We start from the raw sequence: 17353 nt of genomic DNA on the forward strand, positions 1-17353 counted from the left end.
AACAACAGATTAACATAGCCTAAAATGAAATGCATCCGAGGATCGCAGCCAGCGCAATTATCATGTCTGGCTGGCGTTTATTCTGGCGTCTATCAAATCCTTGATGAGATCGGGTGCTTCCTCGATCAGCATATGACCTGCACCTGCCACGAGGTGGCGCTGAAAGTGATGTGGCAAGTCATCGGCTTGCGTTGGTGGCAAAACGGGATCATTTGTTCCCCACACCACTGAGACCGGCATTGTCAGCGCAGCGAGTGATGTTCGTGGAATTTCGCCCTGCCGGTCGTTTTTGGTAATTATTTCAGCTATTTCAACCAGCTTTTCCTTCTGGCCGGGCCGCGCGCGCATTTCCACATACCGTTTGACCGTGGCTTCAGGAACAGTGCTGTCCGGCCCGGACATGGCCTCAAGGCAGGCGCGCAGTTCAACGAAGTCTGTGGCCGCACCATAGCGACGCAGAAGCGGTCCGTTGATTTGCGGGCCAAACCCGCCGGGTGCGAGCAGCGTCAGGGAGGAAATATTCTCAGGTTGCGACAGCGCCATGATGACGGCGATCGCGCCGCCCATGGAGTGGCCGACGATGTGCACCTTGCCAACACCGCGCTGTGCCAAATCGGCAAGAATGGACCGTGCAGCCAGTTTCGGCGGGCCAGCGTCAGGAAAATCAAGCGACTGGTCATGACCCGGCAAGTCATAGGCCAATGACCGTCCATTTTGCGATAAGCTGTTGGCCTGATCACGCCATATAGCGCTGCACCCCCGAAGCCATGCAGAAAGACTATGGTTTGGGGGCCACTTCCTGATCGGAAACGTAGAGCGATGCAGTCATTGGGTCTCAACTGGCTTTGCCGAGGCCGGCAGCCAAAAGGGCTTTTACCAGACGATCGGTGAGGTCCTTCGGATATTTCCTGCCGGTGAAAATCTGCCGCAGATTGGTGGCGAAATTCGGGAAGCGTGATGTAATTTCACGCAGCAACTCGGCCTTGGTGTGTTCGTCACCTGCAGCATCGGCGACGATAAGGCGGGCTGCAAGGTATTGGGATTTCGAGTTTGCCGATGTCAGCGAGATGGCCGCTTCTCGAGCGCCATCCATATTTCCAAGCATGAAGTCACCCAGAAACAGGCCAAAATCCCACCATGGAGGATGTGCGGTAGAGGCTTCGACCGCTCGTTCCATGATTTTTGTGCCCTGGACGTAATCTCCTGCAAAAACAAGACCGTATCCATAGGCTGCTGCCATGGTGAGATCGTAGGTATTGAGTTCATACGCCCTGCGTAGCCACCGCGTCGCATCCTCTGAGTTGCCAAGGCGCGTATTCAGATAACCGAAGGCGCGATAGACATACGGGCTGGTGGCGCTTATTTGCATGGCGCGGTGGGCCAGTTCCGTTGCCCCTTCAATCGTGGCAGATGGCGGATAGGCGTAGTGGTTAACGACGGCTTCAAGATGTAGAGCCGAAAGTTCTGAATAGATTAGCGGCGATTTCCCGTCTTCAGCGATCAGTTTTTCAAAACAGCGGTAAGTCGTCTCCAGTTTGCGGGCATCTTGTGCCTGATAGAAATCGTCGTTGAGAAGCAGGCATCTGGTCAAACCCGATTGGAGACCAGCTATGTCGATATAACTGTAAATGCTCCCTGATGCGGGGACGGTGGCGCTGAGGAGGCCGGCAATTTTGTCGTCCACATTGGCGGCTTCAATTTCGGTTGCTTCCAGCACACGCGACAACAGAACCCGGCCCGTGCCAATATTCTGAAGCTCAACGGTTACGTTTCCTGTTGCCTGTCCAGGTAATACTTTGAAGATAAACTTGGTTGCATCGCGTTTTGGGTCGGGGTCGCCGATGAATTTGCGCCCGATGAAATTGATCGTGTCGAAGCCTGAAAGGCCCGTGCGCATCGCGGTCGCCACGCGACTGCCCTCCTCCTTATCGTCAATGACCGAGAGATAGACTGTCGGTAGACTTTTCTGCCCTTGAATGGAGGCTTTGCGGGCTGTGAGGGATGTGTTAGCAGTGACTGTGTCCAGATTTGCGCCGACCGTTGACAAGATATTGCTTTGACGCAGGATCAAAAAGGCGAGCGCTGCAACGACAATTGCAATCGCCAACCATAAACATAGCAAGTGTCGATTGATCGACGTGACTGCCGAGGTGCCGGAATTGGCGTGGAGTTTCGTTTCCTCTTGAGACGACAGCTGTTCCTGGTGTGGGCTTGCCGGTAAATCGGGGGCGAGTGTCGGACACACTGTGTCGAACTCATAAGCGGGCACATATGTTCCGCGCGGAATGATAATGCGTAGCGGTTCGCCAGCACCCTCGGTCGTGAAATATTGTTGCAACAGTTCGCGTAACCGGCCAGCTTGAACGCGGACGACCGCATCGGTCGATGGATCGAAACCGGCATCCTTCCCAAACACATCCATTGCGATGGAGAAGCCCTTGAGCTTGGCGGCTTCTCCAGCTTGTTCGCGTTCAACAAGATACTGTATGAGATCGCGGGCCCGTTCAGAACGACTGAACGTTTCGCTGGCAAGCAATCGCTCCAACGTCTTGCGCACTGCGGGGGCAGCAGGCGTGTAGTGCTGCACGTGTCGACCCTTCCGAACAGGCGTTGACCGGGTGTCAATCATATATAGCTCGGGCCACGATACAAGCACCGGGATTCTACCCCCGTGCGGCGTTTTGCCGACTACCGTGCGTCGCGCTCTGGCAAATTTATGATTTTAGTGTGGTTTGGCGATTTGAAGTTCGTATCAGTGACGTCGAAGTCAAATGAAACGAACTTCAAATCCACCTCGCCAGAGGTTTGGCAAGGCACGCCGGAATGGCTCAGTTGCCCTTGCGTCCGACGATGCGATTGGCTGCCGAGACGACAGCTTCCAATGACGCGGCCGAGATATTTGTATTGATACCGACGCCGAATATCTTTCCGTCCGGGTATTCCATTTCCATGTAACAGATCGCTGCTGCGTTGGAGCCGCGCTGCATGGAATGTTCCGAATAGTCGATGACAGACATTGTCACACCTATGTGGCGCGACAGGGCGTCGATGAAACCGTCGATGGGCCCTGTGCCGGTTCCACTGATCGTCATCTCCTGTCCGCCATCGAGAATCGTGGCTTCGACCAGCCGGCGTCCCTTGTGCGCGGTGTCCGGGTAAGTGTGATGATCGACGAATTTCAGGCGCGCGCCGGGCTGATCGACATAGGCTTCGAGAAAACGCTCATGAATGCGTTTTGCCGAGACTTCCTTGCCTTCCTTATCCGTGATTTCCTGGATCTCGTGGCTGAATTCGACTTGCAGGCTGCGCGGCAGATTGAGCCCATAGTCAGCTTGAAGAATGTAGGCAATGCCACCCTTTCCTGACTGGGAGTTGATACGGATGATTGCTTCATAGCTACGCCCTACATCGGCGGGGTCGATCGGCAGATAGGGAACTTCCCATGTTGTCGTATTGGCTTTCTTGAGCGCCTTGATGCCTTTGTTGATGGCGTCCTGATGCGAGCCTGAGAAGGCTGTGTAGACCAGTTCGCCGACATAGGGATGGCGTTCGGGTATCTTGAGCTGGTTGGAATATTCATAGACGTCCTTCATCCGGTTGATGTCAGAACAGTCAATCAACGGATCGACGCCTTGCGTGTACATGTTGAGCGCCAGGGTGACGATATCGACATTGCCGGTGCGTTCGCCATTGCCAAACAGCGTTCCCTCAACCCGGTCGGCCCCGGCCATCAGACCCAATTCGGTTGTGGCTATACCGGTGCCCCGGTCGTTATGGGGATGCAGTGAAATGATGAGATTTTCGCGGTTGTCGAGATGGCGGATCATCCATTCAATGCGGTCGGCATAGACATTGGGCGTCGACATCTCGACGGTCGAAGGCAGATTGACGATCAACTTGTTCTTTGGCGTCGGTTTGACGATTTCGGTCACGGCGTTGCAGATTTCCAGTGCAACTTCGAGTTCGGTTCCTGTGAAGCTTTCCGGCGAATATTGAAACCGAAAGCCATCGCTTCCCGACTTCGTAGCTTTTGCCGCCATGTCGGTTATCAGTTTGGCGGCATCGGTGGCGATCGTCTTGATACCGCGCACGTCTTTTTCAAACACGACGCGGCGCTGCAATTCACTGGTGGAATTATAAAAATGCACGATCGGGCGCGTCGCACCTTCCAGTGCTTCAAATGTACGGGAGATGAGTTCCGCTCGACACTGGACCAGCACCTGAAGCGAGACATCATTGGGAACATTTCCTTCCTCAATGCACCAGCGGGCGAAATCGAAGTCGGTCTGGGATGCGGAGGAAACCCAATTTCGATTTCCTTGAAGCCCATATCGAGGAGCAGAGCAAACATGCGCGCCTTGCGGTCATGGCCCATCGGGTCGATCAGTGCCTGATTGCCGTCGCGTAAGTCGACCGAGCACCAGACAGGTGCTTTTTCTATGACTTTGGAGGGCCAGATGCGGTCAGTCAGACCCACCGTCGGATAGGGTTGGTATTTTCGTGCTGCATCCGGCATTCCCCTGCCGGCACCTGTGCGGATTTCATCATGTGCGTTCATCGCTTTATCTCCCGACCACTTGCCGGACCTGCCATCGGGCGGTCACGGACACCGAGTGGTGCCTCTCAACTGAGTTTCGTTCACTGATTGTAATGTGCCAAGGAGCATGGTGCCAAACGGCGGTTCTCGACCGCCGGGCGCTCCTTCAGCGGGCCCGGCGATCGCCTGTAAGACCGAGAAGTAGCAAAGTCGAGGTGAGCGCACGCAAAGCCTCGCCGGACAAGCCGGGCGGACGGGAAACGATGGATGCAGAGCGCGTAGTCATGCCAAGCCTCATACAGGAGCGACCGGAGCGAGGCAAGACCTGTTGCTTTGGTTCGGGTCGAAAGCCGGGCTCCACATTTCCGCATCGCGCTCTAAAGGGATTCATGCAGGGTGCTTCAAACCCTTGTTTTTGTGCATGTCGTTGTCTGACAAACCGCTGCACACTTTTCGGCGATATTCATTAACTTCGCAAAGTTCGTGCGACGAGCCGTGCGACGGCCGGACCAAGTAGCAAGACGACCATGAAGCGCATGGTCTGCAAGGCCATGACGAAGGAAATGTCGACGTTTTGCGCGGCAGCCGCGATAATTGCGACGGAATCCATGCCGCCAGGACTGGTCGCCAGATAGGCTGTTAGCGGATCGATGCCCAGCGTGTGGTTGATCAGCCAGCCGAGACCGCCGCAGAACGCTATGAGGATCAGGATCGAACCAATTATTTGTGGCAGTGCGCGCGTTGCATGACGAAGGATCTGTCGAGTGAAGTTGAGACCTATTGCCCAGCCGATCAATGTATAACTGGCAGCCAGCAACCATTCCGGCAATTGAAGTTCGACATCAAAGCCAAGATGGAGCGTAATGCCAAGGATCATTGTGCCGAGGAAATAGGGCGAGGGCAGTTTCAACCAATGGCCGACGAGCGACCCGGTCAGGGATATTGCAAGGGTGGCTGCAAATGCCTGCGGATGAAGGGCGGGAAACCAGACAGTCGCCGGGATTTCGATGCCTGATGTGTCGATCCACATTCTGGCAACGAGTGCGGCGGCAACGGAAACGAAAATTACGCGAAGATATTGCATGAAGGCGACAAGGCGTTCATCAGCGCCAAAGGCTCCTGCCATCAATACCATGGCTGTCGCGGCGCCCGGCGACGAACCCCAAACGCCGGTGGTTCCCGGCATGATCTTCCAGTGGCTGATCAGCCATCCAAGCAGGCTGGACGCCGCGAGTGTTGCCATGACGACGCCAAGAAACAACGGCCAGTCGGCATAGAAAACTGTGAAAATGTCGCGTGAGATCGCAGTGGCGATGAGACAGCCAACTATCGCTTGGGCGGCTGCGAACGCGACCTTTGGAACGCGCACCGTCGCACCATTCGTTCCAGCAACTATGCCGGCGAGCATCGGCCCGAGGAGCAATGCCGCGGGCATGGCGCTCAGTTGCAATCCTGCGGCAAACAGAGATGACACCACCAGAACGATGAGCCACTGGAGACCCGGATGCGCGCGAGCCATGCGCTCCATGGATGGCGGTTGGGAAGATTGATCCATATGCGGGTCATAGACCGAACATGGTCGAATGCGAAGCCTTCGCCACGGCAGATTGGATTTGCGCCTATGTCAGTGCCGCTGACCTACAGCGGTTCAGCATTAATTTGAATCACTGAACTGCTCCAAGTATTTGTTTTCATGCGATCACGGACGGGTAATCGCTGTATATTTTTCATGGAATTGCTTGAATGCATGCCGCCCAAAAAGTGCAGCGGTTTTGGGTCCAAGAGATGCATGGACAAGTCTAAAATGCTCTGCATGTAACTCTTCAGATTCAAGATGTATCAGGTGTCCGGCAGTCCAAAACCTCCGACCGGATCGGTTTCGATCTGGAACTCGACGCCAGCAATCAGCGGCTTGGCAAGCGCAATTGCGGCCTGGACTTCAGGCGAGGCCAGCGAAGCCTTGTGGCTTTCCTGATCCTTCCATACTTCGCTTACCCACAGCGCAGTTGTGTCGGCCGGGTCGCGCGCGACGATATAGTTCAGGCAGCCGGGCAAGGCATGGGTGGCGTCAAGTAAGAGATGAAGCAGTTGGTCGCGCTTTCCCGGTGTGGCGCGCATCTTGCCGATCAAGCCGTACATCCAATCCTCCTTCGTATGGTGTTTCCAAGGAATATCGGTGTGATTGCAACGGTTATAAATAGAAATAGTTCAGTCTTTGCGCCTACGCCAGTTGTGCCAGGGTGGTCAATATGGATCCAAGTGTATGGTTTATCTCATGTGCGGCCAAGCTTCCTCATTTCTGATGTCTTTGGATGAACGATTTAGCCCAATCTTCAACGTAGCACAAATTGACACGTATGGATGTGTTTGAATAAATTGATTCAGAAAGCCAGAGTAAGGTTTTGTATTTGCACGCTTCCTGACCTTAAAGCGCGCTACACGAATTTCTTGATGCGTGATGCACTTTACGCGAACGGGACTGCGACGGTCCCCTTGGGCAGTTTGGCCTCATCATCGGGTTCGACATGGATAGTGACCCGCACCGAAGGGATTTCCGATTGCAGTGCGTGTTCGATACGGTCGCAGATGACGTGGCTCTCACCCACGGACATGGCCGCATCGACCACCATATGAAACTCGATGAACGTGGCCCTGCCGGCGATGCGCGTCTTTAGATCATGCACTTCCAGCGCACCTTTTGAGTTGGCCGAAATTATGTCGCGGATACGAATGTGCTCGTCAGTATCGACCGCGCGATCCATGAGACCGTTCAGCGATTCACCTGTGATCTTCCAGCCCTGGTAGAGAATATTCAAGGCGACGACAAGCGCCAGTAGCGCGTCGAGTACGTGCCAGCCGGTGAGAACAGCCGCGATAAGGCCGATAATGACTCCAGCGGAAGTTATCACATCGGTCATGATATGCTGGCCGTCGGAGACCAGGGCCGGTGATTTTGCCTGGCGCCCGAAACGGATGAGGATGAACGCCCATACCGCATTGGCGAGCGCGGCGACACCATTGATGGCAAGACCTTCCCAAGGTTGTTCAAGCGGTGCCGGGTTTTGGAGAGAATACCAGACCTGCGTGATGATCAGCAGGGCGGCCACGACAATGAGAACGCCTTCGAGCACGGCTGAAAAATATTCGGCCTTGTGATGCCCGAACGGGTGATCCTGATCGGCTGGCTTATGACTGATCTGGATGGCCCAGAAAGTTGCTGCCGCTGTAATGACATTGACGATCGATTCCAGCGCGTCTGAATATAGCGCGACCGATCCGGTCATGCGCCACGCGATAAATTTCAGCCCCATCACTGCGAATGCAACCGCGATCGACCAGAAGGCAAGACTGGCGATCTTTTGCTTTGAAGTGGATGTCACGACAGTCACGTTTAAGCCTAAGCCGCCTTTTCCTTGGCCTTGCGCGGAAGGTGCGCAACCACGTTTTCTATCATGCGCATACCGGCATCGTGGCCAAGGCTCATGATGGATTCGGGATGGAACTGGACGGCCGCGACAGGTTCTTCCCGGTGCTCGAAGGCCATGATCGTTCCGTCTTCGCTTTCTGCCGTAACCTCGAATTCTTCGGGAAGGCGCGCCGGGTCGGCGAAAATCGAATGATAGCGCCCAACCGTCACGTCCTTTGGCAGACCGGAAAAGATAATGCCGGGGTTCAGCACCCGGATGCGCGATGGTTTGCCGTGCATCGGTACGCTCAATTGGCGCAATTCGCCGCCATAGGCCTCTGCCAGCGCCTGTAGCCCAAGGCATACGCCGAAGATCGGCAATTGGCGTTGGCGCGCCAGCCTGATCGTGGCCGCGCAGTCGAAATCCTTTGGCGTTCCCGGTCCGGGCGACAGCACCACAAGGTCGGGCTTCAGGCGATCAAACACCTCTTCGGCCACGGGCGTTCGCACGGTCGAGACATTGGCTCCGGTTTGGCGAAAGTAATTGGCCAGCGTGTGGACGAACGAGATCCTCGTGGTCGACCAGCAGAATGTTGACGCCTTCACCGACGCGAGCCGTAGCTCGTTCAGTGCTTGCCGAATTCCCGGTCTTGGCGTCGCGGATCGCGGAGAGCATGGCAGATGCCTTCAGTTCAGTTTCGGCTTCCTCGTCCTCTGGGACGGAATCAAACAACAAGGTTGCGCCTGCGCGCACCTCTGCAATGCCGTCCTTTATGCGGATGGTGCGCAGCGTCAAGCCTGTATTGAGATCGCCGTTGAAATGAACCATGCCGATGGCACCACCATACCAGCCGCGTGGCGATTTCTCGTTTTGCTCGATGAAGCGCATTGCCCATAGTTTTGGCGCACCGGTAACGGTGACGGCCCAGGCATGCGTCAAGAAGGCATCGAAAGCGTCCATGCCCTCGCGAAGGCGGCCTTCAATATGGTCGACCGTGTGAATGAGACGGGAATACATCTCGATCTGACGACGCCCGATAACGCGCACGGAGCCGGGCTCGCAAACACGCGATTTGTCGTTACGATCGACGTCTGAACACATGGTAAGTTCGGATTCGTCCTTCTTTGAATTGAGCAGTTTGAGAATCTGTTCCGAATCGGAAATGGCGTCGTCGCCGCGCTTGATGGTGCCGGAGATCGGGCAGGTTTCGACGCGCCGTCCGTTGACGCGTACGAACATTTCAGGCGAGGCGCCAATCAGATACTCGCCTTCACCGAGATTGATGAAGAAGGAATAGGGCGAGGGATTTGTGGTTTTCAGCTTGTGGGCGATATCGGACGGTGCCGATTCACAGCGCTCATAAAACATCTGGCCGGGCACCACCTCGAACAGGTCGCCGCGCTTGAAGCTATCCATCGCGTTGCGCACCAGATTGGCATATTCGCCAGGTTCATGGTCGCTGCGAGGTGGTTTTTGTTCTGTTGGCTTGAACGGTTCCGTCTTTGCTTCACGCGGCAATCCCTGAGTAGAAAAATCTGCCCCTGAATAGTCGTAGCGGTCGGTCCATGCCTTCGCCGAATAGTGGTCAACCACCAGTATTTCGTCGGGCAGAAACAGAACCAGATCGCGTTGGCTCGGCTTGCGGGCGAGCTTGTATTCCACAGGGTCGAACTGGAAGGCCAGATCATAGCCAAACGCCCCGTAGAGGCCAAGATTGGCATCGTTGGCACTCTTGAACAGAGCCGTCACCGCACGCAGAACCGTGAATACAGAAGGGGCTCGGCTGCGTTCTTCCTCAGTGAAAACCCGCGTCGGCTTGGCGACTTCAAGCTGGATAAGTGTCGCCGTATTTTCCACAATGGCCACGTCAGGCAGATCTGACAGTGACTTGCCGATCATCGGCAACAACATTTCACCGCGCGCGTTCAGCGCTTCGATACGCATATCTCGTCCGTGCGCGGAAATCACCAGCGGTGGGTCGATGATGGCGGTGTCCCAGCGCGTATAACGGCCCGGATATTCGTAGTTTGACGAGAAAACCGCTCCGCGGCGCTCGTTCAAACTATCGATGTAAGTTTCAATCGCGTTGGCATATGGCCGGTCATGACGCTGGCGGGTGACCGTGATGCCACCTTCGGTGACATAGCGTTCAGCGCCGTTGTTCAAAACTTCAACCGTCATTGCCGTCTCCATTCGCTGCTTGCGCAACGGACCCGGGGTGCAGAATACAAAATGGCCGCCCGGACTTTCCGTTGCGGCCATCATCCATGTTCACGCGCACGCGTTTACGAGGCCGCTGTCAGCTGGCCCACCACCAAGTCGTATTTTTGGAATGCGTGTTCATGTAAATTCCATAGCTGTGAATGATTACACGGGCAAGAGGAATCCGAATTCGCTTCTCAGTTGCTCAGGCGCGTACGGCTTGGGAAGCCTGGCGCACACGCTCTATGTCGTGTTCGAATGGCATCGCCGTTTCGGCGCGTGCAAGCGCCTGATGGGAATGCTTCTGGGCATTTTGAATATAGCGTTCATCATCGGTTCGGCCCAGTGCCGCGAAAGCCTTTTGCAACCGGATCTGGACTTCGACCAGATTGGCACCGTCGCGGGCAATTGGCGCGAATATGTCATCGAAAAGTTCATCGACAGTGATTTCGGGCACCCATATTTCAGGATACAGGGGTTCTTCTTCTTCCACCTTGTTTGCCCATATCGACAAAACCCTGACGGCGCGACCGATAACGTCGATGGCTGTTCCGGGATCATTGATTGCCGAGGAGAGTGCGCGCGATGCGATTTCAGCCATGACGGAAAGGCCGAAGCGCGGGTCCTGATCGAAGGTGCGTTCGTCAGCTACGGAAAACGCGCTGCGAATTTCCTTGAAATTGTCGGTGTCGTCGAAGCCTGAACACCAGGCAAGCGGACGGCGCAGATCGACGAACCGGCCGGGCAGCGCGACCACATAGATGGTTCCCTTCTGGCGGCGCGCGCATTCCGCGATCTTTGATGTGTCAACATGCTGCACATAGCCGATCTTTTCAGGAAAGACGGGATGTGCTCCATCCGGAATGCCATTTTCCGGGTCGTGCAGCGGTTGTCCGCCCAGGCATGGCTTGTTCTGTCGTCTCCGCATGGCGCGAATTGTCGCTTCTTCAACCTGATCTGTGGTTTCGCCAACACGGCCAAGCCGCAAAAGATAGTCGATCCAGCGTAGTAGCGTGATGACGATCAGGAGAATGACGGCGATGGTCATGACGAACAGCACCACCCGGCCACGATCGCCATAAGCCCCCATCGACAAGGTGATGATAGCGACCAGACTGTAGAGAAACGAACCAACGAATGTGGCCAGCACGTTCTGGGTGGTGGTGTCTTCGATCAACAATTTCGTTGCGCGCGGTGAGACATTGCTCGTCGCGGCCGAATAGGCGGCGACCATGGTGCTGAGCGAAAAGGTCGTGACGGCCAACATGCTGGAGGCGATAATGTCGAGAATACGGTCGACCGCCTGCGCGCCGATGCTGGTGGACAATCCCGCCGGCAGATACGGGGATATCAACAGTGACAGCAATGCGGCACCGATTGCCAGCAACGAGATCAAAGAGGCGCGAAACCAAAGTCTCCGCGAGAGAAGTCGCCACAGCCACGCCCATTTTGAGATCATGCCGCTTCAGTCCTCCAGCGCGCCGCTTCGCGCATCCGTGCTTCGTGCGTTGCCTACCAGTTTTAGCAGAGCATCGCCTGCGCGTGTCAGGCGATGGGAGCGGCGTGTCAGGATGTAGCCGGGCTGGGGAGCCAGAACTTCTACCCTGCCGCCCGGTTCACCGGGAGCGTGGACGATGGTTGCAAGCCGGTCGCCTTGGGCAACGTGATCACCGGGCTTTACATCGTAGAGGACGGCACCTGCCTTTGGCGCGGGCATCATGTCGATGTTTTCCAGCGGTGCGACCAGTCCCTTGAAGGCGCCGGGGGCGGGCAGGGAAGGGTCTGCAATAATGCCACGGGCAACGAGCAAGCGATAAAGGCCATCGGCATCGGAGCGGGCAAAACCTCCATTGACGTCGAGAATGCCTCGATATTCGACGGTAGTCACCGCGAGCCTGTTCAGTGTCGCGCTGTCAGCTTTGAGATAGGGATGAAGCGACGCCTCATCGAATGAGGAGCCGCTGGTATCGGCCCACAAAATGACGGCTTCGACACCCATTGCGGTGGCACAGTCGGCCATTGCCGGCCATAGTTTTTGCGGCACATAAAGATATGCCACGCCTTCGTCGTCGCAATGCAGGTCGAGCACGATTTCATGGCCGACGGACAGTTTCAAAAGGCGTGTCTTGAGTCGCTGGTCCGCCGTTTCCAGTGCCGAATCCGGTGGCAGGAGCCCTGCGTCCGGGTGCTCGATCAATGGAAAGTCGCGGTTGAAATTGGTTCGCGTGCCAAGATGGAAGCGGCCTTGATGGTCGCCGAGAATATATTGACTGCGGCCAATCGGATTGGCCCACGGTACGAGCGTGATCGAGCCGCGAATGCGCCCTTCGTTTTCGGCCTTGGCAAGCATGGGCATAAGCGCGTCGATGGCGACGGTGCCCGGCAATTCTCCGCCATGAAGAGCGGCCTGCAAATAGGCAGAAGGTGCCTGTGGTGACGAGCCGGTGAAGCGAAACACCGGAAATTCGTAGGAAATTCCGTCGCTATCGCCAGTGATACGCTCGATTGATTTTTCCATAGACCCGCACTCTCTCAATAGAGAAAGCTTTGGCATTTCGCGTGGTTATTGTCGATATGCCAGCGATGGTCAGGATGTGATTAGCCGCATACAAGAAGGGCGGGTGTTTTGGCACCCGCCCTTTTGTTCGAGATGATTGTGCCTTGATGCCTGTCGTCCAAAAGTGTGCAGCGAGCGGTTTTGGGCGACAGGCTTTTACGGGGCCGGTCGTTTAACTCAAGCCTTCAATGTCGCCGTCGGCGTTGAGACGGATGTTCTCCGACGATGGCCTGGAGGGCAGGCCCGGCATGGTCATGATCTCACCGCAGATGGCGACGATGAAGCCCGCACCCGCTGCCAGGCGCACTTCGCGCACCGCAACCGTGTGCCCGCTCGGCGCACCGCGCAGGTTCGGGTCCGTCGAGAACGAATATTGCGTCTTGGCCATGCACACCGGCAGATTGCCATAACCTGCCTGCTCCCATGTATGAAGCTGGTCGCGAACGCTCTTGTCGGCAATCGCCTCCGAACCGCGATAGACGCGCTGCACGATGGTGTTGATCTTGTCGAACAGCTTCATGTCGTCGGGATAAAGCGGTGCAAACTGCGAAGCGCCCGATTCCGCAAGCGACACCACCTTGTGGGCAAGTTCCTCGATACCGGCCGAGCCATGCGCCCAGTGCTTGCACAGGATCGCCTCCTCGCCCATCTCCGCGACATAGTCCTTCAGCGCCTTGATCTCGGCGTCCGTGTCGGAGTGGAAATGGTTGATGGCAACCACTGCCGGGACGCCGAACTGGCGCACATTCTCGATATGACGACCAAGGTTCGGGCAGCCCTTGCGCACGGCTTCCACATCTTCGGTGCCAAGGTTCTCCTTCTTGACGCCGCCATTCATCTTCATGGCGCGAACGGTTGCCACGATGACGGTTGCGGCAGGCTTCAGGCCTGCCTTGCGGCACTTGATGTTGAAGAACTTCTCCGCTCCCAGATCAGCGCCGAAGCCGGCCTCGGTCACCACATAGTCGGCCAGCTTGAGCGCCGTTGTCGTTGCCATCACCGAGTTGCAACCATGCGCGATGTTGGCAAACGGGCCGCCATGCACAAAGGCCGGGTTGTTCTCCAGCGTCTGCACGAGATTGGGCTGGATGGCATCCTTGAGCAGCACCGCCATGGCACCCGGTGCCTTGATGTCGCGGGCAAAGACCGGTGTCTTGTCGCGGCGATAGGCGACGATGATGTCGCCAAGGCGCTTTTCGAGGTCCTGAAGATTGCGCGAAAGACAAAGGATCGCCATCACTTCGGAGGCGACGGTGATGTCAAAGCCGGCCTCGCGCGGATAGCCATTGGCAACGCCGCCCAGCGAGCAGTTGATCTGCCGAAGCGCCCGGTCGTTCATGTCCATGACCCGGCGCCAGGTGACGCGGCGCGTGTCGATGCCGAGGTCGTTGCCCCAGTAGATGTGATTGTCGATCAGCGCCGACAGCAGATTGTGGGCCGAGGTGATGGCATGGAAGTCGCCGGTGAAGTGCAGGTTCATGTCGTCCATCGGCACCACCTGGGCATAGCCGCCACCGGCCGCGCCACCCTTCATGCCGAAGTTTGGCCCCAGCGAGGCTTCGCGGATGCAGATCATTGCCTTCTTGCCGATGCGATTGAGGCCATCGCCAAGGCCAACCGTCGTCGTCGTCTTGCCTTCGCCCGCAGGCGTCGGGTTGATCGCCGTGACAAGGATCAGCTTGCCGTCCTTGTTGCCTTGCACCGAGTTGATGAACTTGGCCGATACCTTCGCCTTGTCGTGGCCGTAGGGAAGCAGATGCTCCGTCGCAATGCCAATCTTGGACCCAACTTCCTGGATCAACTGCTTCTTCGCAGCACGCGCTATCTCAATGTCAGACTTTACTTCGGCCATCAGGCGTTCCTCGTTATTTTATTGTCCAGAGCGCCGTGCGTCCGATTAGACGCACGAAGAACGCTCCATCGCTTTGATTGAGCGTCGGGAAATTCCGAAAACCGGTACCCACTTTTCGGTCCGACGCTCTAGAAGACCAATGCGTCTTCCGTGGCGCGCATAGAAAACCGCGCGCCGCGTGTTTGCCGTCTCAAAACAGGCGCGAAATACGCGAAATGCGACAGGCTGCACCATGGTAGCGTGTTAACGGTCGAGCACCGATCTGATTTCAACAATATGAGAACGGACCTGGAGCAAGTTGAAGCCCATCGTGGCAAGATGCGAGGGAAAAAGGGCGCTCGACTCGTTGCCATTGGAAATGATCCATGGCTGGACATTGAGCGATGTGCGCAATTGCTGTTCCATTCGCTCCCAAAGCGTTGTCAGGTTGCGCTCGGCGATGACGGCGGCGAAATCTGAACTGGTTGCTACCAGTATGCCGTAATAGGCATAGAGCTGGCCATAAGCGAACCAGAAACGATCGTCGGCACGCATGTCGAACCAGCCTGCGTCCGAGGCATCGATGCGAGCGCGCAAAATGTCCGAGGTTGATCCAATATCGCTGGCGATACGATCAAGGAACTGCATCAGATTGTCAGCGCGGGCGTCGAAGTTTGACTGGCACTTTTCCAGACTGGAGTTGAACGCACGCAGTTTGACGATTGCTTGGCGGTAGACGCTGGGTGTGGGGCGGGTGGGACCGCGCAGACCGATATACCATGCGTTCTCATCCCAGGCGAGCGCCGTTCGGGCGTCCTGAAGGTTCTGGTCGATCTGGGAGGTGCCGCGCACGCGCCCAAGAGTATCGACAAGCTCGGTCGTGGTGCGGCGCATGACCTGATTGATGCCGAGCTGGAACGCAGCCTTGTTGTCGAAAAACGGCGTGCTGCGCCAATTGATGCCAAACAACCCCAGCTTCGAGACAACCATGGACGATATCCAGGCATTCTGGTTGACGTTGAAGTCAATCAAATCCGCCGAAATGTCTGCGATTGCCGAGCGCTGGCAACTTGTGGCCGCGGGTTTGGTCTGGGCGGTGTCTACCAAGCCTGCTGCGTTGTTGTTGTCGGTTGCAGCTGAACCGGTTTGAGTGGCATCCGCTGCCTGCGTGCCAACCGGTATGCCTGCAAGCGAGCGGCTGGCTGTCTTGACGATGGCGGTTGGATAGTCCGGGTTGAAATTGGTCCACCACTGCGTGACATAGAAGAAATAGCCGTAGAGCCCGACGAGAACCAGAAGGGCAGCGCCAACGCCTGATTTGAGAATCCAGCCGCGCCGTGTGTACCAGCGTCCCGCCCATACAAAAGGCCAGACAATGATGCCGACGATGAAACCGAGACCGCGGCCAATCCACTGGAAAACCATGGCGAAGAAACTCATGATTGGATCAAGCATGGTGGTCTATCCCTCGTCGGTTCAATCGGTCAGGCCGTAAAGGTGGGTCCGCAACGCCGCCTTGTCTTTCAGATATGTGGTTTTGAGAATGTCTACAACATGCGATCGCCATCCATCGCTGTAGTTCTCATAATCCTTGTAAAAGCCCTGCTTGTTGAAAACGTAGCGTGAGACGAAATCTGACGGCACGAAGTCGGAGATCAAGCGGTTGGTCAACCAGGCATCTGGATGATCGGGTTTGGCGCGGATCACCAGAAACCTCCGCTCGGGCAATACATCTTCTATCTTGAGGTGGCCGAGTTGAGAGATTTCACGCTTGGCAGCATTGAGGAATGGAAAATTACCGTCCTTGTTGATCAGGTCGGCGTGGCCGTGGATCCAAGTTTGCAGCCAGACCTTGTCGACATCCGACAGGTTTCGCTTCGGTTCTGAATCGCGGATGAGTGAGCGCACCACCATTTCAGCGCGATGTTCGAGATAGCCCGATGCTTCTACCCAGGAGGCGCGAGGCAGTTCGATGCGCCCCGAGCCGGCCAGGAAGCCGAAGACTTTTTCAGCATTGTGGATTGACAGGTAACTCACCTGCCAAGGTCGCGACCGGCGAAATCCCGGCGCCGACGGATCGCCGATCACGGTCGTCATGTCCGCATCGACAAAGACGTAAAGCCCACCGAAATGGCTTGTCCAATAGGCATTGTGGCGAAAGATGACCTGATCGGGCACCAGCGCGTTTTCGCGGATATCGCCGCAAATCCTTGCCAGATCGACCATATGTGTCAGCATGGCATTGTCACGCCACGCGTCTGGCTCCTGCTTGAGCCTGTCGACGAGTTTGCCAAGTTCGGCGGCTTTTCCCAGCACGTCTTCGCCGGACAGCACCTTGAATTCTACCTGATTGATCGAGAGAAGATCCTCAATATCTTCAACTGTCGAGATGGAATCGTCGATCTCACCACAGATCACGTCCTTGATGGTCAGCGCGTCGATGGCGCGCTGGTTCCTGGACATGAATTCGAACATCAACTGCGATGTGTTTGAAAAGGCGGTATGCACCACCGGCAAATCGATTTGCGACGGCGTCAGGATGATGAAGCGGCGGTTGACCTCATTGGGGTCGAGATAGTCATAGTCGCCGCATTCTTGCGCTACCTGTGGCGAAAAACCGGTGCGATCGATCTCGAAGCGTTCCAGTTTCGTAGGTTGCAATCCAAATGTCGCCAGCGCCTTGTTGTAGCGGTCGATCAGGTGAGGTTCATCGACAACCAATAGCCGCCCATAAATCAACTGGTTGTCGCGCAGGAGCGGGAATTGGGGGGCTGACGCCATCTACCTTTTCCCCTTGTGGGACAAATTGGCCGTGAGTC

At 56.3% G+C, this 17353-nt stretch carries 10 protein-coding genes and 2 pseudogenes; all 12 read right to left on the reverse strand.

All coding sequences use genetic code 11. From position 1 onward, the window contains the following. Positions 1 to 60: 60 nt before the first annotated feature. The 12 genes and pseudogenes from AC0L7S_RS12360 to AC0L7S_RS12415 all read right to left on the reverse strand — a co-directional run bounded on the left by AC0L7S_RS12360 (position 61) and on the right by AC0L7S_RS12415 (position 17315). The gene (locus AC0L7S_RS12360) at positions 61 to 702 is read right to left on the reverse strand and encodes an alpha/beta fold hydrolase (RefSeq protein WP_473471271.1); all 642 of its coding nucleotides are present in this window, start codon (positions 700 to 702) and stop codon (positions 61 to 63) included. 133 nt (positions 703 to 835) lie between these two features. Next, positions 836 to 2629: a tetratricopeptide repeat protein gene (locus AC0L7S_RS12365; RefSeq protein ID WP_473471273.1), complete on the reverse strand. Its 1794-nt coding sequence runs from the start codon at positions 2627 to 2629 to the stop codon at positions 836 to 838. Between the two features lie 199 nt (positions 2630 to 2828). Further along, a pseudogene (leuA, locus tag AC0L7S_RS12370) lies at positions 2829 to 4558 on the reverse strand (2-isopropylmalate synthase). A 445-nt stretch (positions 4559 to 5003) separates the two neighbouring features. After that, positions 5004 to 6092, reverse strand: coding sequence for an AbrB family transcriptional regulator (locus AC0L7S_RS12375; protein ID WP_473471275.1), 1089 nt, complete (start codon positions 6090 to 6092; stop codon positions 5004 to 5006). A 284-nt stretch (positions 6093 to 6376) separates the two neighbouring features. Further along, entirely contained in the window at positions 6377 to 6676 is a 300-nt protein-coding gene (locus tag AC0L7S_RS12380) for a putative quinol monooxygenase (RefSeq protein ID WP_473471277.1), read from the reverse strand. Between the two features lie 326 nt (positions 6677 to 7002). Next, the gene (locus AC0L7S_RS12385; protein WP_473471278.1) at positions 7003 to 7917 is read right to left on the reverse strand and encodes a cation diffusion facilitator family transporter; all 915 of its coding nucleotides are present in this window, start codon (positions 7915 to 7917) and stop codon (positions 7003 to 7005) included. Between the two features lie 17 nt (positions 7918 to 7934). Further along, positions 7935 to 10125: pseudogene (locus tag AC0L7S_RS12390) on the reverse strand (anthranilate synthase). A gap of 226 nt (positions 10126 to 10351) precedes the next feature. Next, complete coding sequence (locus AC0L7S_RS12395) at positions 10352 to 11605, reverse strand: DUF2254 domain-containing protein (RefSeq protein WP_473471280.1); 1254 nt, start codon at positions 11603 to 11605, stop codon at positions 10352 to 10354. Between the two features lie 6 nt (positions 11606 to 11611). Beyond that, positions 11612 to 12664, reverse strand: coding sequence for a peptidase M14 (locus AC0L7S_RS12400; protein ID WP_473471282.1), 1053 nt, complete (start codon positions 12662 to 12664; stop codon positions 11612 to 11614). 211 nt (positions 12665 to 12875) lie between these two features. Further along, positions 12876 to 14555 (reverse strand): formate--tetrahydrofolate ligase, encoded by a 1680-nt coding sequence (locus AC0L7S_RS12405; protein WP_473471284.1) that lies wholly within the window; start codon positions 14553 to 14555, stop codon positions 12876 to 12878. Between the two features lie 243 nt (positions 14556 to 14798). After that, entirely contained in the window at positions 14799 to 15989 is a 1191-nt protein-coding gene (locus AC0L7S_RS12410; protein WP_473471286.1) for a DUF2333 family protein, read from the reverse strand. 21 nt (positions 15990 to 16010) lie between these two features. Beyond that, on the reverse strand, positions 16011 to 17315 hold the full coding sequence (locus AC0L7S_RS12415) for a DUF6638 family protein (protein WP_473471288.1): 1305 nt from the start codon (positions 17313 to 17315) through the stop codon (positions 16011 to 16013). Between the last annotated feature and the right edge of the window lie 38 nt (positions 17316 to 17353).

Source organism: Mesorhizobium sp. G2-6-1 (assembly GCF_055809095.1).

What these genes read in the sequence shown, in the direction of transcription:
- AC0L7S_RS12365 (WP_473471273.1), bottom strand. Translation starts at nt 2,629, where the DNA reads ATGATTGACACCCGGTCAACGCCTGTTCGGAAGGGTCGACACGTGCAG.
- AC0L7S_RS12375 (WP_473471275.1), bottom strand. Translation starts at nt 6,092, where the DNA reads ATGGATCAATCTTCCCAACCGCCATCCATGGAGCGCATGGCTCGCGCG.
- AC0L7S_RS12380 (WP_473471277.1), bottom strand. Translation starts at nt 6,676, where the DNA reads ATGTACGGCTTGATCGGCAAGATGCGCGCCACACCGGGAAAGCGCGAC.
- AC0L7S_RS12395 (WP_473471280.1), bottom strand. Translation starts at nt 11,605, where the DNA reads ATGATCTCAAAATGGGCGTGGCTGTGGCGACTTCTCTCGCGGAGACTT.
- AC0L7S_RS12400 (WP_473471282.1), bottom strand. Translation starts at nt 12,664, where the DNA reads ATGGAAAAATCAATCGAGCGTATCACTGGCGATAGCGACGGAATTTCC.
- AC0L7S_RS12405 (WP_473471284.1), bottom strand. Translation starts at nt 14,555, where the DNA reads ATGGCCGAAGTAAAGTCTGACATTGAGATAGCGCGTGCTGCGAAGAAG.
- AC0L7S_RS12410 (WP_473471286.1), bottom strand. Translation starts at nt 15,989, where the DNA reads ATGCTTGATCCAATCATGAGTTTCTTCGCCATGGTTTTCCAGTGGATT.
- AC0L7S_RS12415 (WP_473471288.1), bottom strand. Translation starts at nt 17,315, where the DNA reads ATGGCGTCAGCCCCCCAATTCCCGCTCCTGCGCGACAACCAGTTGATT.